This is a genomic window from Oceaniglobus ichthyenteri (genome assembly GCF_003057885.1).
GTDB classification, from domain to species: Bacteria; Pseudomonadota; Alphaproteobacteria; order Rhodobacterales; family Rhodobacteraceae; genus Oceaniglobus; species Oceaniglobus ichthyenteri.
The window spans coordinates 226,856-248,115 of sequence record NZ_QAGK01000004.1 but is presented as its reverse complement, the minus strand read 5'-3'; the positions used below and the strand labels follow the sequence as shown (position 1 = coordinate 248,115).

Annotated in this window: 21 protein-coding genes and 1 tRNA gene; 18 read left to right on the top strand and 4 right to left on the bottom strand. The window is 57.0% G+C overall.

What is annotated here, in order from left to right; all coding sequences use genetic code 11:
* Positions 1-4 precede the first annotated feature (4 nt).
* From comD to C8265_RS08500, 4 genes are all read left to right on the top strand, one after another.
* Entirely contained in the window at positions 5-511 is a 507-nt protein-coding gene (gene comD, locus C8265_RS08515) for a sulfopyruvate decarboxylase subunit alpha (protein WP_108483568.1), read from the top strand.
* Positions 508-1,062 carry a sulfopyruvate decarboxylase subunit beta gene (gene comE, locus C8265_RS08510; RefSeq protein ID WP_108483567.1) on the top strand — a complete coding sequence of 185 codons (555 nt, stop codon included), beginning with the start codon at positions 508-510 and terminating at the stop codon, positions 1,060-1,062. The genes comD and comE overlap by 4 nt, the downstream gene beginning before the upstream one ends.
* A gap of 130 nt (positions 1,063-1,192) precedes the next feature.
* The gene (locus tag C8265_RS08505; RefSeq protein ID WP_108483566.1) at positions 1,193-2,317 is read left to right on the top strand and encodes an alpha-hydroxy acid oxidase; all 1,125 of its coding nucleotides are present in this window, start codon (positions 1,193-1,195) and stop codon (positions 2,315-2,317) included.
* Positions 2,318-2,548: 231 nt separating this feature from the next.
* A tRNA-Met gene (locus C8265_RS08500) sits at positions 2,549-2,625 on the top strand.
* 519 nt (positions 2,626-3,144) lie between these two features.
* Here C8265_RS08500 and C8265_RS08495 read toward each other — a convergent pair.
* The 3 genes from C8265_RS08495 to C8265_RS08485 all read right to left on the bottom strand — a co-directional run bounded on the left by C8265_RS08495 (position 3,145) and on the right by C8265_RS08485 (position 5,553).
* A protein-coding gene (locus C8265_RS08495) for an IS5 family transposase (protein ID WP_420818854.1) occupies positions 3,145-3,905 on the bottom strand; the annotation gives its coding sequence in 2 pieces (ribosomal slippage) (positions 3,145-3,578 and positions 3,578-3,905; 762 coding nt in all).
* Positions 3,906-4,022: 117 nt separating this feature from the next.
* Positions 4,023-5,156: a Fic family protein gene (locus C8265_RS08490; RefSeq protein WP_108483564.1), complete on the bottom strand. Its 1,134-nt coding sequence runs from the start codon at positions 5,154-5,156 to the stop codon at positions 4,023-4,025.
* 118 nt (positions 5,157-5,274) lie between these two features.
* A complete protein-coding gene (locus C8265_RS08485) occupies positions 5,275-5,553 on the bottom strand; it encodes a DUF4172 domain-containing protein (protein ID WP_108483563.1) in 279 nt (92 codons plus the stop codon).
* Between the two features lie 514 nt (positions 5,554-6,067).
* Here C8265_RS08485 and C8265_RS08480 point away from each other — a divergent pair.
* The 4 genes from C8265_RS08480 to C8265_RS08465 all read left to right on the top strand — a co-directional run bounded on the left by C8265_RS08480 (position 6,068) and on the right by C8265_RS08465 (position 9,976).
* Positions 6,068-7,012: a polysaccharide deacetylase family protein gene (locus tag C8265_RS08480; RefSeq protein WP_108483562.1), complete on the top strand. Its 945-nt coding sequence runs from the start codon at positions 6,068-6,070 to the stop codon at positions 7,010-7,012.
* Positions 7,012-8,004 carry a GNAT family N-acetyltransferase gene (locus tag C8265_RS08475; protein ID WP_108483561.1) on the top strand — a complete coding sequence of 331 codons (993 nt, stop codon included), beginning with the start codon at positions 7,012-7,014 and terminating at the stop codon, positions 8,002-8,004. Before C8265_RS08480 ends, C8265_RS08475 begins: the two co-directional genes overlap by 1 nt.
* Positions 8,005-8,066: 62 nt before the next feature.
* The gene (locus C8265_RS08470) at positions 8,067-9,182 is read left to right on the top strand and encodes a glycosyltransferase family 4 protein (protein ID WP_108483560.1); all 1,116 of its coding nucleotides are present in this window, start codon (positions 8,067-8,069) and stop codon (positions 9,180-9,182) included.
* 11 nt (positions 9,183-9,193) lie between these two features.
* A complete protein-coding gene (locus C8265_RS08465) occupies positions 9,194-9,976 on the top strand; it encodes a YdcF family protein (protein WP_108483559.1) in 783 nt (260 codons plus the stop codon).
* A 12-nt stretch (positions 9,977-9,988) separates the two neighbouring features.
* Here C8265_RS08465 and nusG read toward each other — a convergent pair whose 3' ends face one another.
* Positions 9,989-10,501 carry a transcription termination/antitermination protein NusG gene (nusG, locus tag C8265_RS08460; RefSeq protein ID WP_108483558.1) on the bottom strand — a complete coding sequence of 171 codons (513 nt, stop codon included), beginning with the start codon at positions 10,499-10,501 and terminating at the stop codon, positions 9,989-9,991.
* 262 nt (positions 10,502-10,763) lie between these two features.
* Between nusG and C8265_RS08455 the strand changes: the two genes are divergently transcribed.
* The 10 genes from C8265_RS08455 (at position 10,764) to C8265_RS08410 (ending at position 21,015) form a co-directional block, all read left to right on the top strand.
* Positions 10,764-12,269 (top strand): recombinase family protein, encoded by a 1,506-nt coding sequence (locus tag C8265_RS08455; RefSeq protein ID WP_276308497.1) that lies wholly within the window; start codon positions 10,764-10,766, stop codon positions 12,267-12,269.
* Positions 12,270-12,343: 74 nt separating this feature from the next.
* Positions 12,344-13,222: a ParB N-terminal domain-containing protein gene (locus C8265_RS08450; protein WP_206050313.1), complete on the top strand. Its 879-nt coding sequence runs from the start codon at positions 12,344-12,346 to the stop codon at positions 13,220-13,222.
* A gap of 14 nt (positions 13,223-13,236) precedes the next feature.
* Positions 13,237-14,316, top strand: a complete 1,080-nt coding sequence (locus C8265_RS08445) for a plasmid partitioning protein RepB C-terminal domain-containing protein (RefSeq protein WP_108483556.1) — start codon at positions 13,237-13,239, stop codon at positions 14,314-14,316.
* A 392-nt stretch (positions 14,317-14,708) separates the two neighbouring features.
* On the top strand, positions 14,709-15,077 hold the full coding sequence (locus C8265_RS08440) for a MarR family EPS-associated transcriptional regulator (protein ID WP_108483555.1): 369 nt from the start codon (positions 14,709-14,711) through the stop codon (positions 15,075-15,077).
* 40 nt (positions 15,078-15,117) lie between these two features.
* Positions 15,118-16,422: a UDP-glucose dehydrogenase family protein gene (locus C8265_RS08435; RefSeq protein WP_108483554.1), complete on the top strand. Its 1,305-nt coding sequence runs from the start codon at positions 15,118-15,120 to the stop codon at positions 16,420-16,422.
* A gap of 14 nt (positions 16,423-16,436) precedes the next feature.
* Positions 16,437-17,447: an NAD-dependent epimerase/dehydratase family protein gene (locus C8265_RS08430; RefSeq protein ID WP_108483553.1), complete on the top strand. Its 1,011-nt coding sequence runs from the start codon at positions 16,437-16,439 to the stop codon at positions 17,445-17,447.
* Positions 17,448-17,455: 8 nt separating this feature from the next.
* The gene (tviB, locus tag C8265_RS08425) at positions 17,456-18,718 is read left to right on the top strand and encodes a Vi polysaccharide biosynthesis UDP-N-acetylglucosamine C-6 dehydrogenase TviB (protein WP_206050312.1); all 1,263 of its coding nucleotides are present in this window, start codon (positions 17,456-17,458) and stop codon (positions 18,716-18,718) included.
* Between the two features lie 28 nt (positions 18,719-18,746).
* Entirely contained in the window at positions 18,747-19,502 is a 756-nt protein-coding gene (locus C8265_RS08420) for an N-acetyltransferase (RefSeq protein ID WP_108483551.1), read from the top strand.
* The gene (locus C8265_RS08415; protein WP_108483550.1) at positions 19,499-19,921 is read left to right on the top strand and encodes a sugar 3,4-ketoisomerase; all 423 of its coding nucleotides are present in this window, start codon (positions 19,499-19,501) and stop codon (positions 19,919-19,921) included. The genes C8265_RS08420 and C8265_RS08415 overlap by 4 nt, the downstream gene beginning before the upstream one ends.
* Complete coding sequence (locus tag C8265_RS08410) at positions 19,918-21,015, top strand: DegT/DnrJ/EryC1/StrS family aminotransferase (RefSeq protein WP_108483549.1); 1,098 nt, start codon at positions 19,918-19,920, stop codon at positions 21,013-21,015. The genes C8265_RS08415 and C8265_RS08410 overlap by 4 nt, the downstream gene beginning before the upstream one ends.
* Positions 21,016-21,260: the final 245 nt, after the last annotated feature.

Below are 21,260 nucleotides of genomic sequence, written 5' to 3'. Positions count from 1 at the left end.
CAAAGTGTCCATAGACAAACGGATCGTGGATGATTTTGTCGCCAATGACATATCATTCGTTACCACCGTGCCCTGCAAACAGCTTGCCGGTGTGATTGAAGAGGTCGAAGCGCGAAATGAGATTTTTCACATCCCCGCCAACAAGGAAGACGAAGGCATGGGCCTGTGCGCCGGTGCGTTCATGGGCGGCAAACGCCCCGCGATCATCATGCAAAACACTGCCATCGGTGTCACCATCAACACCCTGGCGACCCTGACACAGTTTTACCGCATGCCCCTGCCGATGCTGATTTCGTATCGCGGTGAATTGCGCGAACCGGTCGCCTGTCAGGTGGAAATGGCCGTGCATACAAAGGCACTGCTGGCGCAACTGAACATTCCAACGTATCATTTCCATTGGCAAAAAGATGTCGAGGAATTGGATAACATCCTGAAATACACGTTTATGTGCAACAAACCTGTGGCAATCCTGACCGATGCCAACTTCTGGGGAGGCTATGGCGACCAATGATCCGTTCAGAAATCCTGCGCGAAATCGCGCCGATCCTTCGCGACCAACTGGTCATCTGTAACATCGGCCTGCCCAGCCAAGAACTGCACATGATCGACGATCAGCCCACCAATTTTTATATGTTGGGCACTATGGGGCTGTCATCGTCTATCGGGCTTGGCCTGGCTTTGGCGCAAGAAAAAACCGTCATTTCCATTGATGGCGATGGCTCGGTTCTGACCAACCTTGGCTCACTGCCCACCATCGCCAACAACGTCGCCGATAATTTCATTCTGCTGATTATCGACAACGGCAGCTATGGTTCCACCGGCGATCAACCGACCTATGCCGGTAAGAAAACCAAGCTGGAAAAAGTGGCGCAGGCTTGTGGCTGTGAAAACGTCGTGGTGTGTCAGGATGTGGACACCGGGAAGGTGCTGCAAGCTGCCATCGACAGTAAAAAGATGACCGTGATTGTGGTGAAATGCGACAGTGGCAATATCAAACTGCCAGTGATCACGCTTGATCCCGTGGTGATCCGCCACCGGTTCATGGAAGCCGTGAAAGCCTGATGAAACTGAAACGGACATCCTCCTTTGATGTCTCGCCCGGCGGCAACGCCGGGCAGCGCCCGAACCGCCCCCACGGGGCGGGCGCTTTTCGCCCACCCCTCGGTTCGGGCACAGCCCTATGTTGCAAACCATGACCCAAATTCACTCTGCCGAAGACGCCCGCCGCCTGGCCAAACGCCGCCTGCCCTGGATGGTGTTTGATTATATCGACGGGGCCGCCGCCACCGGCCACGGTCAGGCATTAAACCACGCCGCATTGCGGGATATTCGCCTGCAACCGCGTATCTTGGTCAATGTGCGCGAACGCTCCATCGCCAAACAAGTGTTCGATCACGACGCCGCCCTGCCCTTTGGCATCGCGCCCATGGGCATGTGCAACCTGTCGGCACCGGGGGCCGATCTGATGCTGGCGCGCCTGGCCGCAAAGCACAAAATCCCCCATGGGGTGTCCACCGTCGCCTCAACCAGTCTGGAAAAAATCATTGAGGTTGCCGAGGGCCACGCCTGGTTTCAACTGTATTTCTCCGGCGATGGCAGCGGCATGGGCGCATTGATTGACCGGGCCGAGGCTGCAGGATACCGCACCCTCGTCGTTACCTTGGACGTGCCCGAAGTGGGCCGCCGCCCCCGCGAATTGCGCCGCGGGTTCAAAATGCCATTCCGCATCGGCCCAAAACAATTCGTCGATTTCGCCCTGCACCCCCGCTGGTCGCTATCCTCGCTGTTTCACGGCAAGCCGGGCATGGCCAATTTCGGCCCCGATAATCCGTTTGACCGCACTGAAAGCCGCGCCAGCGCCGATTGGTCGTATCTCGCCAAACTGCGCGCCCGCTGGCCCGGAAACCTGGTCATCAAAGGTGTGCTCAGCGTCGAAGATGCTCTGCGCCTCAAATCCGAAGGCGTCGATGCCATTCAGGTGTCCAGCCACGGAAGCCGCCAATTGGACAGCGCCCCACCGCCGATCCTGATGCTGCGCGAAATTCGCCGCGCCCTCGGCCCCGAATTTCCCCTGTTCTATGACAGTGGACTGCGCAGCGGCGAAGACGTGGTCAAGGCCTATGCCATGGGGGCCGATTTTGTGTTTTTCGGCCGATTGTTGCAATATGCCATGGCCGCCGAAGGGCGCGATGGATTGGCACAAATGACCCAGGTTTTGGCCGATGAGGCATCGCTGACGCTCGCCCAAATCGGACGGCGCGATATGCACGATCTGCCCAGCACCCTTGCGACGGTCCAACAGCCTCCCCTACCCTGATCACTACACTGGCCCCATCGCCGCATCGGCACCGATCCCCCTCGCGACCGTCTGGTCGCATCGTTTTCACACGACGTTTCCACCGCACGAAATGAGCCGAACCAAGAACATGACAGCCACCCCATAGGCCCCCAATATCACCGGGGATATGAAAAGTTGAAAAATACCCAAAATAATCAACACCACCCCCTTGCACTCCCCCCCCCGCTATAATACCTACTCCCTACTTGGCGCGGGATGGAGCAGCCCGGTAGCTCGTCAGGCTCATAACCTGAAGGTCGTAGGTTCAAATCCTACTCCCGCAACCAAAATACCGAATAATATCAAAAGCTTAATTCCCTAGTAAAACACTGGGGAATTAAGCTTTCGCGTTTGCGTCAACACTACGTCACCAAAACGGCCGGGGGCGCGGTTTTGGGCATATCGATTCCCGACGATGGCAACAGGTATCCGATCGCAGTCGCATTGCGCGGATGAAGTCATTCAAACAAGGCTCCCCGAGTGTCTCGGCGCTGATCGGGTCTACCTCGAAAATCTGCTCGATCCGAAGCGACAAAGACATCGCTCTTGCCACGGAATTACAATCCGTCATGACGGCGTCGATCGTTTCTTTAGCCGCCTTTTGACCGACGGAGGGATCATCTCTGGGCAAGCAAGAGTGCCGGTCACATAGCCGCCGAGATCGCTGGGTGTCATGGGCAGGATATCAACCGGCAGCGCATGTAGGATTTCGCTCAAACGATCTTGCCGTTTCGATTCTCTGGCCTTGCCCCTCCTTTTGTGGCGAGCCGTTCTGAAATCCACATTGCGCTAGGCGGCGTCTTCATTTAAGTTAGCCAAACCATTGCACACGCGAGGGATACGAACGCCCGAAAGGATGAGACGGTCTTCTCGCAGCGTAGCGCTATCCTGCGGAAGCGTTTGATCCTGTTGAAGAAACACTCGACCAGATGGCGCTCCTTGTAGAGCATCCAGTCGATGGCTTGCGTGGTCGAGCGGGTCGGGTTTTGCTTGATTTGTGCCATCGCACCAAGATCATCCGCGATGAACCGGCGCAGATGATCGGCGTCATAAGCCGCGTCTGCCATGACGTGCCCGACGCCCACCATCCCTTCGATCAAGCCGCGGGCTTGCGGGCAATCGCCCCACTGGCCAGGCGTGATGACAAAGCGGATCGGTAGACCGAGCGCATCCACAGCAGCATGAATCTTCGTTGTCAGGCCGCCCTTGGAACGGCCAATTGCGTGAGCTTCAGCCCCCCTTTTGCGCCACTGGCGTCCGCGTGAGCCTTGCAGATCGTCGCATCCACAAGGACGTATTCGAAGTCCGGCTCCACGCTCAAGGCTTTGAAAAGGCTCTCCCAAACCCCGGCCAACGTCCACCGCCGGAACCGGCAATGGGCTGTTCGCCAGTTGCCCAGTTGCGGCGGCAGGTCACGCCAGGGCGAGGCCGTCCGCGCCAGCCAAAGGATTGCATCCACGAAAAGCCTGTTGTCCGATCCGGTGCGCCCACGGTCGCCTTTCTTGCCCGGAACAAGCGGTTCAATACGCGCCCATTGCGCATCGGTAAGGGTTCGTCTGCTCAAGATCGCCTCCGTTTTCGATCTTGAATCAGAACCAAGTCAATTTGGGAATCCCCTAAATGAAGACGCCGCCTAAGGGTTGAAGCATGAGAGCGCCGACAGCAATTATCGGCATCATGGCCATCAAACCTTCAAAAGATCCAACAGTGGGTCGAAGGCATAAAGGGCGGCTCTGCGCCCAGCGGAGGGCTGCAATGTCCTTAGCAGTCCTGCTTCAACAAGCCGCCGCGACAATAAGCGGGCTGATGTCGCGGGAATGCCCGATCTCTCGACGAACCGGTCATTACGGAATACGGGGCTCGCAAACACGAAGTCCAGCGCCTGATCGTGAAACTGCGAGTTCAGCTCCTCACGGAAGCGCTCTCGCATTTGGGTGTGCAGATTGAAGATGGCATCGGCCGTCTGGATGTTCACCGTGGCCTGTTCATGCATGGCCTGTAGAAAGAAGATCACCCAACCGGTCCAGTCTCCCTCTGCGGAGACGGCCCGCATCCGTTCGATGTATTCGTCCTTATGGGTCTCGAAGTATCCAGAAACAAAAAAGTTGGGCTGACTGAGCACGCCCAGTCGCCAGAGCATGAGCGTAATCAACATGCGCCCGATCCGGCCATTACCATCCTCGAACGGATGAAGCGCTTCGAATTCAACATGTGCGAGCGCTGTGCGTATGAGCGGGCGTGTCGCGCTTGCGTTGATGAACTGCACAAGGGCCGCCATCGCAGGTTCAAGCTGTTCCGGGGCGATTGGGACATAGTAGATCTTTCCGCGGCGCTCGTCCCCGATGTAGTTCTGCTCGATCTTGTAGCTTCCTGGGCGCTTGGTGGCGCCGCGCCCTACGGAGAGCAACTGTTGATGTGCAGAACGGATTAGGTGTTCGCCGAGCGGCATGCCTTCAGCGAGGGCTTCCTGCGCAGTCCGCAGAGCTCGCGAATACAGGTAAGTCTCGACATCGTCGTTTCGTGCGTCGCGATAGAGGTCGGCGCTCCCGGCATCCTCCTCTGCTTCCAACCGGTAGAGCTCTTCGATCGTTGAGATCGTGCCCTCCATCCGGGACGAGGTCACAGCATCCTGACGGCGCAGCGGGGCGAGAAAAAGCTCGCCATTTACCATGCCCGATATTTTTGCGTCATATCGCGCAAGGGAGGCGGCAGCCTCTTCGAGAGGGCCTAGCAGTCGTTCGTAGTCAAGCGCCTCGGGAGGGAAGGCGTCCTTGTGGTAATGAACTGCCTCTGTCAGATCGAAGGGGCTGGCGACCATTTTTTGCCTTTGGCTGTTGTAAAATAATTTGATAGCAGATTAGCCGCAGCAAGCCATTTTGACAACCGAATCCATACACATATTGCCATCAACGGGATTTGATTGCTCCCCGCTGTCATCAAGGCGTTTTGGCGGCAAAGATAGACAGAACTCTGCCGTCAAATAATTTAAAGTTGCTTTCTGGAAGTGCTTGGCCAAAGTTGCTTCCCAATCGTGGCAGCCGCGAAGCTCGAACCTGTTGTGTGTCGAGTTTCTCTCCCTTGATCTTACCGGTCTTAACAACGTCCGGTGTCGGGGTCTCGAAAACAGCCTTTTTGCGCAGCTTGAAGCGCAGTGCTTCCATCCGACTCAACAAGCGGACCTGCAGATGACGGGGCGCGGCGAGCTTCGCGCTCAGACCTGCTTCCCCTCAAATGAAGTGCGGCAAGTTCGCGTTTTCCTAAATATACATCTCAACCTCTGCAGATTGCGCGGTGGTTGTGGGCTCCATCCGATACAGGCACACGGCTTTTCTCAGTGCAAAATGCGGAGAAAGAGCGCGTATTCTCCGCACGACAGCGAACCCAATTGTTTGCTTTCGGGCTGAACCTGAAGGTCAAAACGGGCTACGGGCATCATTCTGCCGGTGTCAAAATCGCTGAAAATATCCTGAAAACGACTTTCCGTTCGCTTCGCAATGATTATCCAAGAACCAGACTATGATCGAAGCGTGCCGGGCGGCGTGCCCCTGGCTGCAAGTCTTCACTTCGGCCACGTAGAATCCCCTCCGTGCCAATGATCGCTACGAAGGTGACTTCGAAGACTGGAAGCCAGGCTGGAAGTCGTGCACAAACGTGGCACGACCACGAAAGGTCGTCCTTGCGGCCTTTGAATGGCCGAGCGATCTAAAATGTGACGGGAACAATAGTCGAATGAACGGTCAGTTTGTTATTTCTCTGGATTTCGAGTTGCTTTGGGGCGTTCGCGATCATTCCGACCGGGACCGCTACGGGAAAAACGTCCTTGGAGCGAGGACTGCCGTGCCAAAGATGCTGGAGCTTTTCACCAAGAATGGGATTAGCGCGACATGGGCGACAGTCGGTTTTTTGTTTTGTGAAACCAAGGAGGAGTTGCTGGCCTCTCTTCCCAGTGAACTGCCGACCTATTCCAATACGCGTTTGTCAAACTTTTCCTACCTCGACGAAGTTGGCAAGGATGAGCGCTCCGACCCGTATTACTTTGCGCCATCATTGATCTCGGCGATTCACCAGACACCGGGCCAGGAAATCGCGACGCATACGTTGTCCCATTTTTACTGTCTGGAAGATGGGCAAACACTTTCAGCCTTTGAGGCTGATATTGTAGCTGCCAAGAAGCTCGCTGACGCACGCGGTATCGAACTGCGCTCAATCGTGTTCCCGCGCAACCAGTTTGCAGCGGAGCATCTGACCGTTTGCGCCAAGCATGGCATCACCCATTATCGGGGGAACCCCAGCCCTTGGGCATTCCGGGCCGCGAAGGGCGTTGAGCAGACCTCGATGCGGCGGGCCCTCAGGTTGCTTGATGCCTATTCCGGGGTGCTGGGATCACAAGCCTTCGAGGCTGTCAGCGGTCAACCAACGGATATTCCTGCCAGCCGTTTCCTGCGGCCCTGTGCCGGTCGCTTGGCCGCGTTCCATCCTTTGCACATTGCCACAATCAAGCGCGGCATGACGGCCGCCGCCCGGGACGGCAAAGGCTATCATCTGTGGTGGCACCCGCACAATTTCGGACAAAACCTCGAAGCAAACCTCGACGGGCTAAGTCAAGTCATCGCGCATTTTGCAAAGCTGCGCGACCGCTTCGACATGAAATCCCTGACGATGGGAGAGTTTTGATGACCGATCCGATCATCTCCATCGAGCCGCTGAGCGACGAGTTGATGGACGCATATCTGGCGTCAGGCATGGAACGCGGAAAAGCAGGCCGGTTCGCGGTTGAGTGGGCATTTGGCAATAACCCAGCTCCTTTTGCCGTTGCACGAAATAAGGGGCAGATCGTCGGGATTTCGGGGTACATTCAATCCCGCATGCAGTTTGGGTCGGAAACCGGTATCGCATTTCAGGCGGTGGATTCCTTCGTGTCGGAGAGCATGCGCGGCAAAGGTATCTTTACTCAGCTGGCCCGGGCCTATGACACGCATGCTACAAGTTCAGGTGGCGACCTCGTCTGGGGTTTTCCGAATGACAATGCCGCACCGGCCTGGTTCGGCAAGCTTGGATGGCATAGCCACGGGCAGGTTCCTTTTTTGATTAAGCCGCTACGCGCTGGTTTTTTCTGCCGTAAATTCCGCCTGCCACTCGACTTCCCGCTGACCCGCGCGTGTGACCAGAACTTGTCTTCTATCGCCGAGGTTGGTGAGTGGGGCGATGCCCTTTGGGACTCCGTTGCACCGACTGTTGGTGTGGGCACGGTTCGTGACCGAGCATTTCTGAACCATCGTCTCTTCAATGGCCCACAAGCCGAGCAATATCGGGTCGTTGCGTCCCCTGATCAAACTGCGCCGTCCATTGTTGCCACACGGGAGGCGGAAAAGCATGGGGGACGTATTGCCTATGTCATGGAGGCGTTGGGTGGATCGTCTCTCGAACCACTGGTGATGTCTGAATTGGGACGCCTTGCGTCGCGAGGTGTCGAGCTGGCGCTGGCTTGGTCGTTTCCATGGTCTCCGAACTATCGCACATTACGCAAGGCAGGCTTCGTGCCCTTGCCGGAACGCCTGCGCCCTATACACATCTGGTTCGGCAGCAGACCCAAGTCTGGCCTGGCCGCGTCTGCCGACCAGCAGGGCCAATGGTATCTTAGCTATCTCGACAGCGATACGGTGTGATTTTTGAGTAAGTCTTCAATTTCGGCGAATGGCGGCCATACGCGCATCGGAAAGGCGACCCCATGCATATTCTGATGACGGTGAACGCCGCCTGGAACATCTGGAATTTTCGGCGACCGTTGGTCGAAGCCCTGTCTGCTGATGGTCACCAGATTACGGTTCTGGCACCGCCCGACGACTCCGTGGCTGACCTCGAGCGGATCGGCTGCCGTTTTCGGCCGCTGGAAATGAGCGTGAAAGGCCTGAATCCGATTGAGGACCTGAAACTGCAGCGTAGGCTGAAGCGGATTTTCCGTGAGGAACAACCGGATGCCATTCTGAGCTTCACGATCAAGAATAACATCTTCGGAGCTCTGGCTGCGCGCGCGGTCGGCGTGCCCTTCGTTCCGAACGTGACAGGGCTGGGCACCGCCTTCCTGTCGGGTGGGCTGTTGCAGACCGTCGCCGAGCAGCTCTATCGCCGAGCCTTTGGCAAATTGCCGATCGTCTTCTTCCAGAACGAGGACGACCGGGATCTCTTTCTTGACCGCAAGCTTGTGCGCGCGGATCAGGCCCGATTACTACCCGGATCCGGCATTGACCTGGTCCGCTTTGCCGCCGCGGAAATGCCGTCCGCCGACGCGCCACCCGTTTTTCTGATGATTGCCCGGCTCCTGCGCGACAAAGGCGTGATGGAATTCGTCGAGGCAGCACGGTTGATCAAGGCACGCCATCCGAGCACACGGTTCCAGTTGCTTGGGGCAGCCGGATCAGAAAACCGTAGCGCCATCGACACTACGACGGTCGAGGGCTGGGTGGCCGAGGGCGTGGTCGAATATCTTGGCACCACCAATGACGTGCGCCCGGCGATTGCTGCGGCCTCTTGCGTCGTCCTGCCCTCCTACCGGGAGGGCGCGCCGCGCACGCTGATCGAGGCGGCCGCCATGGCGCGGCCACTCATTGCCACCGACGTGCCCGGCTGCCGCGCGGTCGTCGACACGGGCGTCTCTGGCTTTCTGTGCGAGGTACGAAATGCTGATAGCCTTGCCATGGCGATGGGGCGCTTCCTTGCACTCTCCCCCGATGCCCGCACTGCCATGGGACAAGCAGGGCGCGCAAAGATGGAGCGGGAGTTCGATCAGGGCCTGGTCGTCGCAGCATATCGGGAAGCCCTTTTGACCCTCACCGGCAATCGGTAGAGATAGCAGCAATGGACACAGTTTTCTTCATTGCGTCGAAGCTAATCGGGGCACTCCTGCGCCCGGACACCTGGATCGTTATCGCATTGGCATGCATCGTACTTGCGTTGATCCTGCAACGCAGGCGTGTCGCACTTTGGATCAGCAGCATCACCCTGGGCATGCTCTTTGTGTTGAGCGTCCTGCCCCTCGGAGACCTCCTGCTTCAGCCCATTGAGCGGCGCTATCCAGCCAACCCAAGTCTTGACGTTGTCGATGGCATCGTTGTGCTTGGCGGTGGCGAGGACGCCCGTGCCAGCGCCTATTGGGGCCAAGTGCAACTCAAAGAGGGCGCAGAGCGTTTCACGGCCGCGATGGAGCTCGCGCGGCGCTTTCCCGAGGCAAAGGTCCTCTTCACCGGCGGCAGCGGGGCTCTGCGCGATGTGGCGGGCGCAGCCACTTCAGAGGCCTCCATTGCCGAGGGTTTCTTTCTCGCGCAGGGCATTGCACCTGAACGCCTGCTGCTCGAGGGCCAATCGCGCAACACCGCGGAAAACGCCCGTCTCAGCCTGCCCCTTGCCGACCCCGTGCCGGATGAAACCTGGGTTCTGGTCACCAGCGCTTTTCATATGCCGCGCGCAATGCGCAGCTTTGAAGCGGCAGGCTGGGACGGTCTTGTGGCCTGGCCGGTTGATTATCGCACGTCAGAGTTTGGCGACGGCATCGGCTGGGACCTCATCCAGAACCTGTCTGTCCTGAACACCGCAATCCGCGAGCACGTCGGGCAGCTCGCCTATCGATTGACCGGGCGGTGAATGATCGCGCAACTATACTGCGCGCAGTTGGCTGGCATCCACTGCAACGCGGGTCTGCCCACCCATGATGTCCATCAGCACCCAGACGCGTCGGTCCGGTGTAACGGATTGGATTGTGGCAATAACATCCGCAAACGGTCCCTTGGTCATCGTTACCTCGTCGCCGGGCTTGAGAAGCTTTGGCGGCAGCAACTTGCCCTCCTGATCGCAGCGCAGCATCAGCTGGCTGACCAGATCAAGCGGGACTGGCGTCGGCTCTTTGCCAAGGCTGACGATCCGCGTGATGCCATAGGTGGAATTGACAGCGCGCCAGCGCCCCTGCAACATATCGAGGGCCACAAAAAGATAGCCGGGGAACAGCGGGCGCTTCTGAACGGTGAACTTGCCCCGGACGCGCGTGGTCTCTTCATGCAGCGGCAAAAATGTTCTGAACCCCTGTCGGACCAGATTGCGTTCAGCGATCCTGTGGCTATTGGGTTTGAACTGCGCCAAAAACCAGGTCGTTCCTCTGTCGTGATAGCTCATTCAGGCCCCCTCGCTCAATTTTGAGCGGACGTTGCCTTCAAATTCACCCACGTTCAACCCTGAACTTCCTGCATCAGCGAAAGACCTTAATGCGCGCCCTGTTAAGAAAACGCAAAACCTATTGAAAACATGAGATAAAAGACACTCTCGCCTTGATAGCCTGGGAAACCTACGCAAACGTCACCCCGACTTGAAACGCGGGGAGAACAAGACGTTGGACGGCGGGAGTGGCAAAGTTACAGAGTTCCGGGCGGCGCAATATGTGCGCATGTCGACCGAGCATCAGCAATACTCAACCCACAACCAAGCCGACAAGATCCGCGAATATGCAGACAAGCGCGGCATCGAGATCGTGAAAACCTATGCGGACGATGGCAAAAGCGGCCTTTCGATCGGGGGCCGCGCCTCCCTGCAAAAACTGATCTCGGATGTTGAAACGGGTCTGGCGGATTTTAACGTCATTCTGGTCTATGACGTCAGCCGCTGGGGCCGGTTTCAGGATGCTGATGAGAGCGCCTATTACGAATACATCTGCAAGCGCGCGGGGATAAACGTCGCCTATTGCGCCGAGCAGTTTGAAAATGACGGCTCGCCCGTTTCGACCATCGTCAAAGGCGTCAAACGCGCCATGGCGGGCGAATACAGCCGCGAGCTGTCGGTCAAGGTCTTTGCAGGGCAATGCCGGTTGATCGAGCTGGGGTTCCGACAGGGTGGAACAGCAGGCTTTGGTCTGCGCAGGGTGCTGGTCGATGAGCGCGGCACCATCAAGGCCGAGTTGAAACGCGGCGAGCACAAGTCGCTCCAGACCGATCGCGTCATCCTGATGCCCGGGCCCGAGGAAGAAGTGGCGTGGGTCAACAAGATGTATCGCTGGCTGATCGACGAGGATCTGAGCTTTCGCGAAATTGCCGACCGCCTCAACGAGGCAGGCATTGCCACCGATCACGATCGACCATGGACCTCGGGCACGGTGCGCACGGTTCTGACGAATGAGAAATACATCGGCAACAACGTCTACAATCGCAGCTCCTTCAAGCTGAAGAAGCTGCATGTCGATAACCCGCCCGATATGTGGGTGCGCAAGGAAGGCGCGTTTGACGGCATTGTGCCGCTCGAGTTTTTCCTGACCGCACAGGAAATAATCACCGCGCGCTCGGCCCGACTGTCAGATGAAGAGCTGCTTGAGCACCTCCAGCGTCTCTATGCCGATGCGGGCGAGTTATCGGGCGTGCTGATTGATCAAGCGGCCGACATGCCGGGGGCCTCCACCTACCGCTCGCGTTTTGGATCCCTGACCCGCGCCTATGAGATGATTGGCTATCGCTCGGACAGGGATCAGGAGCGGATCACGCTGAACAAGCGACTGCGCAAAATGCACCCGGAGATCATTGCGCGCACAGAAGCCGCCATCGCAGCCGTTGGTGGGAAGGTCGCACGCCACCCCAAGACCGACCTGCTCAATATCAATGATGAGTTGCGTGTCAGCCTGGTGCTGGCACGTTGCCAGCCGATGAACGACGGTCGGCATCGCTGGCGCATCCGCTTTGACCCCTCTCGCTACAAGGCTGATGTGACGCTGGCGATCCGCCTCGATCATGCAAATGAGACCGAGCTTGATTACTTCCTGCTGCCTTGGCTCGATCTGCCCAGTCAGGAAATCCGCATGTGCAACAGCAACAGCATCGCCTTCGAGGCCTTCCGCTTCGATGATCTCGACTTTTTCTACGGCATGGCCGAGCGGGTCGGCATTTGGAGAAAGCTGAAATGATCCATCACCCCCATCCCAACCCCCACAAGGAGCACAAAACATGAACGATACGCATGCAGACAGGAGGCTCGCCCATGATGACTGACACACCCGACAGCGTCACCATGGTCCCGATCGAGCGTGTCGAGGTTCTGAACTCGCGCGATCGCAACATGAAGGTCTTCGAGGAGATCGTGGAAAACATCCGCACCATCGGCCTCAAAAAGCCGATCACGGTGACAGAGCGCGACGGCGCTGACGGCAAACCCGCCTTCCTGCTGGTTTGCGGGGAAGGACGACTGAATGCCTTCCGCCTCTTGGGTGAGACCCACATCCCGGCACTGGTCGTGAACGTCAGCGATGAAGACGCCTTAATCATGAGCCTTGCGGAAAACATCGCCCGGCGCGGCCACCGTCCGCTGGAGATCCTCGCCGACATCGAATTGCTGCTGGCGCGGGAATACACAATCGATGACATCATCAAAAACACCGGCCTGTCGCAGAAATACGTGCGCGACATCGTCTTCTTGCTGGAAAAGGGTGAGGAGCGGCTGATCGAAGCCGTTCAACATGGCACGATCCCACTGACCACCGCCCTCGAGATCGCCCGGGCCAAAAACGATGACGACGATTTGGGCGACATGCTGGAGGAGGCCTACAAGACAGGCCAGCTCAAGGGTCACCAAATCACGGATGCCAAACGGCTGATCGAAAAACGCCGCGAAAAGGGCCCGAAATCGGCCACGCGTCCGAAGCTGCCCAATTCCGCCCATTCACTGGTCAAGACCTATCAGAAAGAGGTCGCCCGCCAGCACAAGATGGTGCTGAAAGCCGAACATGCGCAGCAACAACTGCTGCTGGTGGTTCAGGGTCTAAAATCCCTCTTCGCCGATGAGCACTTCGTCACCCTGTTGCGCGCGGAAGGACTGGACAGCTTGCCCAAGTACCTCGCCGACCGCGTTGAAATCGTCTGAGAAAGGACAAAACCATGACCCTGCACAACACCGTCAAGCCGATCTACCCCGGTGCCTTTCCGCCACCGACCGCCGAGGAGGATAGCGATCTGACCTATCCCAAGGGGCCATTGAACCTGACACTCGGCTTTGATCTCGAGACCTACCAGATCCCGCTCGAAGAGCTGATGCCTAGCAAGAAAGTGCCCGATGGTGTCATGACCACCCGCAAGTTCAAGCAGATCGTATCCTCGATCCGCGAGATCGGGCTGATCGAGCCGCTCTCGGTGATCAAGCCGGATGCCGATGCGCCAGGCTTTCTGCTCCTTGATGGCAATCTGCGTGTTCTGGCGCTCAAGGAGTTGGGACAGGAAACAGCCCCCTGCCTGATCGCCAAGGATTTCGAGACCTACACCTACAATCACCGGATCAACCGGCTTTCGACGGTGCAAGAGCATTACATGCTGCGCCGGGCGATCGACAAAGGTGTCGCCAAGGACCGGCTGGCGCGCGCCTTCAACGTAAACCTGTCGACCATCAACAGCCGGATCAACCTGCTGCACGGGATTTGCCCCAAGGCGGTCGAGTTGCTTCAGGACCATCAGTTCGCGCCGGATGTCACACGTCATCTGCGCAAAATGAAGGCCGCGCGCCAAATCGAGGCCGTGGAGTTAATGATTGCCGCCAACAGCATCACGGCCTCCCACGCCGACGCGCTACTGAAAGCCACCCCGTCCGAGCAACGCAGTGACACCCCAGCCCCGAAACCGGATCAGCCCAAGGGTGATCCGCTGGAGCAGATCGTGCGCCTCGAGCGCGAAATGAGCCAGGTCCAGACAAAATACAAGGATGCCGAGCAGAACTACGGATCGGAGCTGCTGAACCTTGTCGTCGCCAAGGGCTATTTGACGAAGCTGATCGGCAATGACGCCGTCAAATCCTACATCGGTCGCCACGCCCCGGAGATTCTTGAACAGTTCGAACTGGTGGTGAACACGCTCAGCATGGAAGAGGCTCTGCAACAAGAAGCAGCCTCAACATCGGATAACCCGCCGCCGGACGCTGTGGTGGGTCCAGCAGGCCAAGTCGACTCGAGTAACGCACAGGACGATTGAACGCGGCCGACACCAAAAAGCAGCGCACTCGACCGGCGCCTGCCTGTCACGATCAGTCAGCGCGGCCGATCATCTCTTGCGCCCCCGCGTCCGCTCATTTACGAGCGGCTTATGATCGATGCTACGGCACCGGCGGTGATGGCTCTGGGCTGCGGGTCGGCCCCGCGCCATTAAGAAGCGACCTGATCCTAACGACTGCCGTTCTGCAGTCTGGGCGTCATAAAAAAATCATATCATTTGAGCAATTCGGGCTTTTCGCGGGTGCAGCATTGTGCTACCGCTCAATCCTGAACGATTATGCTTAAATTAAAGCAACCCATTCGAAACAGAGCAGACCCGAGAAGAGCCAACGGCACTTCTTGTGCGGCAGCCTGCGAAAAGGACCCCACCTAATGGCCGGACAGCGCAGTAAAGCGCAAGAGGACGTGCGTTTCCGCGTCCTGCGCCTCCTTCAAGAAAATCCCGAAATGTCCCAGCGTGATATTGCCTCTGCGGTCGGAATTAGCGTTGGCGGGGTCCATTACTGCCTGAACGCGCTGATCGACAAAGGCTTGGTCAAGTTGGGGAACTTTTCGGCCGCACAGGACAAAAGGCGCTACGCTTACATCCTGACGCCAAAAGGTCTGTCCGAAAAGGCCGCGCTCACATCTCGTTTTCTCAAGCGGAAGATGGAAGAATACGGCGCGCTCAAAGAAGAAATTGAAGCGCTGCAGAAAGAAATGGAACTGGGTGCCGACATGGCGCCTCGTCCACGTAAGTAAGTTTCATGCAAATCCAATTTGAATCAAAGGCCCTCTATCAATGAAGATTGCAATGATTGGCACGGGATACGTCGGGCTTGTTTCCGGCGTGTGCTTTTCTGACTTCGGTCATGAGGTCGTATGCGTCGACACCTCAGCTGACAAAATAGCCAAGTTGCAGTCTGGCGAGGTTCCAATCTACGAGCCTGGTCTCGATGTTGTCATGGCGCGCAACGTTGCTGCGGGGCGCCTTAGGTTTTCCACGGACACAACCGATGCTGTGGACGGAGCCGATGCGGTGTTCATCGCAGTAGGCACACCGACGCGGCGTGGGGACGGACATGCCGATTTGACCTATGTGATGGCTGCTGCAGAAGATGTCGCCCGCGCTCTGACCGGATATGCGGTGGTTGTGACGAAATCAACGGTTCCGGTCGGCACCAATCGGCGCGTGGCGGATGTGATCCGGCAAACGCGCCCAGACGCCGATTTTGACGTGGCCTCCAACCCCGAATTCTTGCGTGAAGGCGCCGCAATTGAGGACTTCATGAAACCTGACCGCGTGGTCGTCGGTGTCGAGACCGATCGCGCCGAACAGGTCATGGGAGAGATCTACCGGCCGCTGTTTTTGCGGGATTTTCCGATCATTTACACCGATTTAGAAAGTGCCGAATTGATCAAATACGCGGCCAATGCATTCTTGGCGACAAAGATAAGTTTCATCAACGAGATCGCAGCGCTCTGCGAACGCGTGGGCGCTGACGTAAAGTCTGTTGCCAAAGGCATGGGGATGGACGGACGCATCGGAAACAAGTTTCTGCACGCCGGTCCAGGTTACGGTGGATCATGCTTCCCAAAAGATACGTCTGCCCTTGCACGCATCGGCCAAGAACACGGGATGCCGATGCGTATCACGGAAACCGTCATCTTGGTGAATGATGCCGTCAAGCGGCGCATGCTCCATAAGGTGATGGAGCTATGTGACGGCACCGTGAACGGAAAGCAGATCCTTGTTCTCGGCGTGACCTTCAAGCCGAACACAGACGACATGCGTGACGCGCCAGCTCTCACGATCGTCCCCGCGCTTGTTGGCGCAGGGGCAAAGGTTCGCATCGTCGATCCACAAGGCAAACGCGAAGGCGAAGCTTTGCTACCAGGTGCATCCTGGCACGACGATCCCTACGAGGCCGCTATCGATGCTGAGGCGATAGTCATTCTGACCGAATGGAATGAATTTCGGGCGCTGGATCTCAGCCGCTTGGCAGGCGCAATGACAAAACCAAAAATGGCAGATTTGCGCAACATCTACGATGAAGCGGACGCGGTCGCGGCCGGGTTTACCGCCTACGTGAGTGTTGGGCGATGAAAGAAAGTAACAATATGCAACGCGTTCTGATCACAGGCACCGCCGGGTTTATCGGCTTCCACCTTGCCAAGCTGCTGCTTGCCGAAGGGTTCATCATCCACGGCTTTGACGGGATGACAGATTACTACGATGTGGCCTTGAAGCAGAGGCGCCATCAAATGCTGCTGCAGAACCCGAACTTCGCAGCGACCGAAGGCATGCTTGAGGACCAGGCGCTCTTCGACCGTGTCGCGGATGACTTCGCGCCTGACGTGATCATCCACCTCGCAGCCCAGGCAGGCGTGCGCTACAGCCTTGAGAACCCGCGCGCTTACCTCGATAGCAATGTCATTGGTACGTTTAATGTGATGGAGGCAGCGCGGCGTCTCGAAGTGAAGCACCTGATGATGGCTTCGACTTCCTCGGTCTATGGTGCGAACGTAGAAATGCCATTCATTGAGACCGAAAAAGCTGACACGCAACTGACGATCTATGCTGCCACCAAGAAAGCCTCGGAGAGCATGGGCCATGCCTATGCCCACCTCTACGATCTGCCGACCACGATGTTCCGGTTTTTTACCGTCTATGGACCGTGGGGTCGGCCAGATTTGGCCCTGTACAAGTTCGTTGATGCCATGCTCGATGGTCGTCCAATTGATATTTATAACAATGGCGACATGTATCGCGACTTTACCTACGTCGATGATCTGGTCCGCGCGATCCGTCTGTTGATTGATGCGGTGCCTGTGCGTCCCGAAGACGGCGTTGTGCCTGAGGGCGACAGCCTGTCGCCTGTTGCACCCTACCGCGTGGTGAACATCGGTAACTCCGACAAAGTGCGCTTGCTGGATTTCGTGGACGCCATCGAAGACTGCCTCGGGCAAAAAGCTGAGCGGAATTACATGGGCATGCAAACCGGCGATGTGCCCGCGACATGGGCCAATGCAGAACTGCTGAAAACACTGACCGGCTATCGTCCCCAGACGGATTTCCGGGATGGGATCGCGCGGTTTGTCGAATGGTACAGAGAATATTCGGGGAAATGATACAAGATATGAAGAAGATAGCAATTATTGGACTTGGCTATGTCGGCCTTCCGCTTGCAGTGGAGTTTGGCAAGATCCGTCCTGTGATCGCCTTTGATATAAACCAAATCCGCATCGATGCGCTGCGCGAGGGCCGCGACAGCACACTGGAAGTCTCCGGGGATGAGCTTCGTGATGCCGCGCATTTGTCGTTCACGACTGACCCTGCAGATCTGGCAGAGGCGAACATCTATATCGTCACCGTTCCCACGCCGATTGACGCGCACAAGCGGCCGGATCTGACGCCCCTGATCAAGGCCTCCGAAACCCTCGGCAAAGTACTGAAGCGTGGCGATATCGTGATCTACGAATCCACTGTTTATCCTGGTGCCACAGAAGAAGATTGCGTCCCTGTGTTGGAGCGCGTCTCGGGTTTAACCTTCAACAAGGACTTCTTTGCTGGATATTCCCCCGAACGGATCAACCCAGGCGACAAGACCCACCGCCTGCCTGACATCCGCAAGGTGACGTCTGGATCGACTCCCGAGATCGCCGAAGAGGTGGACAAGCTTTATGCCAGCATCATCACTGCAGGCACATATAAGGCCGAAAGCATCCGTGTGGCCGAGGCAGCAAAGGTGATCGAGAATACCCAGCGCGACCTCAACATCGCGCTGATCAACGAGTTGGCAATCATCTTCAACAAGATGGGTATCGATACCGAGGCGGTGCTGAAGGCGGCAGGTACCAAGTGGAACTTCCTGCCCTTCCGGCCCGGTCTGGTCGGCGGGCACTGTATAGGGGTTGACCCCTACTATCTCACCCACAAGGCCGAGGCGATGGGCTATCACCCGCAAGTGATCTTGGCGGGGCGGCGCATAAATGACGGAATGGGCGCCTATGTGGCTGGGCAACTGGTGAAGGCCATGCTGAAACGCCGCATTCAGGTGGACGGTGCGAGAGTGCTGGTTCTCGGTCTGACCTTCAAAGAAAACTGCCCTGACCTGCGAAATACCCGTGTTGTCGACGTTGTGCGCGAGTTGCAGGATTACGGCATTCAGGTTGATGTGCACGATCCGTGGACGAACGCGGATGAGGCGCGGCATGAATACGGGCTGGACCTCGTGCAGACACCGCAAGATGGCGGTTACGACGGGATCGTTCTGGCCGTCGCGCATGACCAGTTCAAGGCGATGGGGGCGGACGTGATGCGTGGTTTTGGCAAGGCTGATCATGTCCTTTATGACCTGAAGAATGTTCTGGATACGCAAAAAAGCGATCTGAGACTGTGACCTCATCAGCACAACATATGGAGCCCAAATGATACACCCAACTGCTATTATTAGTCCTGACGCAAAGTTAGGTGCAGGTGTGAAAATCGGAGCCTACTCGATTATCGGGGACATGGCCGAAATTGGCGCAGGTTCAGAAATTGGATCACATTGCGAAGTTGGCGTACACGCTGGCGTACTTCCTCCTGGACCCTTGGTTATCGGCGCAAACTCATTGATCCGTTCCGGGAGCATAATTTATCAAAACTCCACTTTTGGTGAAGGTCTTACAACCGGGCACCGTGTAACTCTTCGTGAAGGGATAATTGCACTGGAGCGATTGCAAGTTGGTACATTGAGCGATTTGCAAGGCCATTGCTCCATCGGCCGACATGTTCGACTGCACAGCAACGTCCATATTGGTCAAAACTCCAAGATAGGCGATTTTGTTTGGATTTTTCCGTACGTTGTCCTGACCAATGACCCGCACCCTCCAAGCGAAGTAATGCTGGGCTGTATTGTAAAAGATTTTGCAGTCGTCGCCACAATGTCAACGATACTCCCCGGAATAACAGTTGGCAGTGGTGCGTTGGTGGGAGCAATGACACTTGTTCGTGAAGATGTGCCCGCGGATACAATTCACGTAGGCGTTCCAGGGCGCAACGTCGGAAGTACATTAAAAGTGAAATTCAAAGATAGTGGGGAGCATGTTTATCCTTGGAGGCGACACTTTCACCGCGGCTATCCTGCAGAAGCCGTTAAAAAATGGAGAGATGAATTCCCTCAAGGAGAGTTGAATACGTGACAGATCCAATCAATAGCATTCGAGAAATCTCATTGCCACAAATCCACGACCCACGTGGTGACCTGACCTTTGTTGAAGGTGAGCGGCATGTCCCGTTTCCGATCCGACGTGTGTATTTCCTCTACAACGTGCCGGTCGACGCGGAACGTGGCGGTCACGCACACCGTGATCTGGAACAGGTGGTTTTTGCCCTGTCCGGCAGTTTTAGAATGAAAATCGACGATGGAAAGACGAAGTCTGAATATTGGCTGCGCGATCCGCGCAAGGGCCTCTATATCAATCGCTTAATTTGGCGAGAAATGGACAGTTTTAGCCAGGGAGCGGTTTGCATGGTTTTGGCATCGCACCCCTATGACGAATCTGACTACTTCCGCGCCTATGAAGATTTCATCGTCGCGGTAAACGAGGGCGTAAAATGAAAATTTCCTTCCTCGATCTTGGCGCATCCTACCGGGAACTGAAGCGTGAAATCGACACGGCAGTCTCGCGCGTGCTGGATAGCGGCTGGTACATCCTCGGACCAGAGGTTGAAGCCTTTGAAGCGGAATGGGCCGAATATTGTGACGCCAAACATGCCGTGGGGCTGGCCAACGGACTTGATGCGTTGATCCTTGCGCTGCGCGCGCTTGAAGTGGGTCCGGGTGACGAGGTAATTGTGCCGTCCAATACCTATATCGCCACATGGCTAGCCGTTTCTGCAGTAGGCGCTAGGCCGGTGCCGGTCGAACCCGATCCAGCTACCCACAACATTGACACGACGCGGATCGCCGCAGCGATCACGCCGCAGACCAAGGTGCTGTTGCCGGTGCATCTGTACGGGCAACCCGCCGATATGGATCAGATCCTAGCCCTCGCGCGGCAGCACGGCATTGCGGTGGTCGAGGATGCGGCACAGGCCCATGGCGCACGTTACAAGGGCAAACGCATCGGCGCACATGGCGACATGGTATGCTGGAGTTTTTACCCCGGCAAAAACCTCGGTGCCCTGGGCGATGGTGGTGCAATCACCACAAACCGTCCCGATCTGGCTGAGAAGGTTCAGTTATTGCGCAACTATGGCAGTCGTGTGAAATATGTGAACGAGGTGCAGGGCGTGAACTCGCGCCTTGATCCGATCCAGGCGGCAGTGCTGCGGGTGAAGCTGAAGCATCTCGACGACTGGACCGACCGTCGCCGGACGATCGCGGACGTCTATACCAAAGGGCTGGAAAACAGCGGGCTGGTCCTGCCTCATGTGCCCGACTGGGCCGACCCTGTGTGGCACCTGTATGTCGTGCGCAGCACGGAACGGGATGCGCTGCAACAGCGCCTTGGGGCGGCAGGCGTTGGCACATTGATCCACTATCCGATCCCGCCGCATATGCAGGAAGCCTATGCAGGGCTGGGCATTGCCGAGGATGATTTCCCCCTCGCACGCCGGATGGCGGATGAGCTAGTGAGCCTGCCGATTGGGCCGCAGATGCCTGCTCAGCAGACGACAGCCGTCTGTAATATCGTTTGTGCTGCAAGTTGACACAGCCTGTGTTCGATAACTCTTGCGGCCTGATCCGTTCCATGGCGTTTATTGGCAACGCGCAAGCAGTCAATACCATGATTTCGATTTCGTCGATGAAAGTGTTGGCAATTCTATCAGGACTTTCCGGCGTTGGCCTGATTAGCATGGTTTGGTGCCGGTCAATCGCGGCACAATCCCTTTACCGCAGTTCTGTCGATCTTCGCCCAGCAGTTTCTAAACGGAAATGATAATGTGGTATTATA

What these genes read in the sequence shown, in the direction of transcription:
- comE (WP_108483567.1), top strand. Translation starts at nt 508, where the DNA reads ATGATCCGTTCAGAAATCCTGCGCGAAATCGCGCCGATCCTTCGCGAC.
- C8265_RS08505 (WP_108483566.1), top strand. Translation starts at nt 1,193, where the DNA reads ATGACCCAAATTCACTCTGCCGAAGACGCCCGCCGCCTGGCCAAACGC.
- C8265_RS08490 (WP_108483564.1), bottom strand. Translation starts at nt 5,156, where the DNA reads ATGGTCGCCAGCCCCTTCGATCTGACAGAGGCAGTTCATTACCACAAG.
- C8265_RS08480 (WP_108483562.1), top strand. Translation starts at nt 6,068, where the DNA reads ATGAACGGTCAGTTTGTTATTTCTCTGGATTTCGAGTTGCTTTGGGGC.
- C8265_RS08475 (WP_108483561.1), top strand. Translation starts at nt 7,012, where the DNA reads ATGACCGATCCGATCATCTCCATCGAGCCGCTGAGCGACGAGTTGATG.
- C8265_RS08470 (WP_108483560.1), top strand. Translation starts at nt 8,067, where the DNA reads ATGCATATTCTGATGACGGTGAACGCCGCCTGGAACATCTGGAATTTT.
- C8265_RS08465 (WP_108483559.1), top strand. Translation starts at nt 9,194, where the DNA reads ATGGACACAGTTTTCTTCATTGCGTCGAAGCTAATCGGGGCACTCCTG.
- nusG (WP_108483558.1), bottom strand. Translation starts at nt 10,501, where the DNA reads ATGAGCTATCACGACAGAGGAACGACCTGGTTTTTGGCGCAGTTCAAA.
- C8265_RS08450 (WP_206050313.1), top strand. Translation starts at nt 12,344, where the DNA reads ATGATGACTGACACACCCGACAGCGTCACCATGGTCCCGATCGAGCGT.
- C8265_RS08445 (WP_108483556.1), top strand. Translation starts at nt 13,237, where the DNA reads ATGACCCTGCACAACACCGTCAAGCCGATCTACCCCGGTGCCTTTCCG.
- C8265_RS08440 (WP_108483555.1), top strand. Translation starts at nt 14,709, where the DNA reads ATGGCCGGACAGCGCAGTAAAGCGCAAGAGGACGTGCGTTTCCGCGTC.
- C8265_RS08435 (WP_108483554.1), top strand. Translation starts at nt 15,118, where the DNA reads ATGAAGATTGCAATGATTGGCACGGGATACGTCGGGCTTGTTTCCGGC.
- C8265_RS08430 (WP_108483553.1), top strand. Translation starts at nt 16,437, where the DNA reads ATGCAACGCGTTCTGATCACAGGCACCGCCGGGTTTATCGGCTTCCAC.
- tviB (WP_206050312.1), top strand. Translation starts at nt 17,456, where the DNA reads ATGAAGAAGATAGCAATTATTGGACTTGGCTATGTCGGCCTTCCGCTT.
- C8265_RS08420 (WP_108483551.1), top strand. Translation starts at nt 18,747, where the DNA reads ATGATACACCCAACTGCTATTATTAGTCCTGACGCAAAGTTAGGTGCA.
- C8265_RS08410 (WP_108483549.1), top strand. Translation starts at nt 19,918, where the DNA reads ATGAAAATTTCCTTCCTCGATCTTGGCGCATCCTACCGGGAACTGAAG.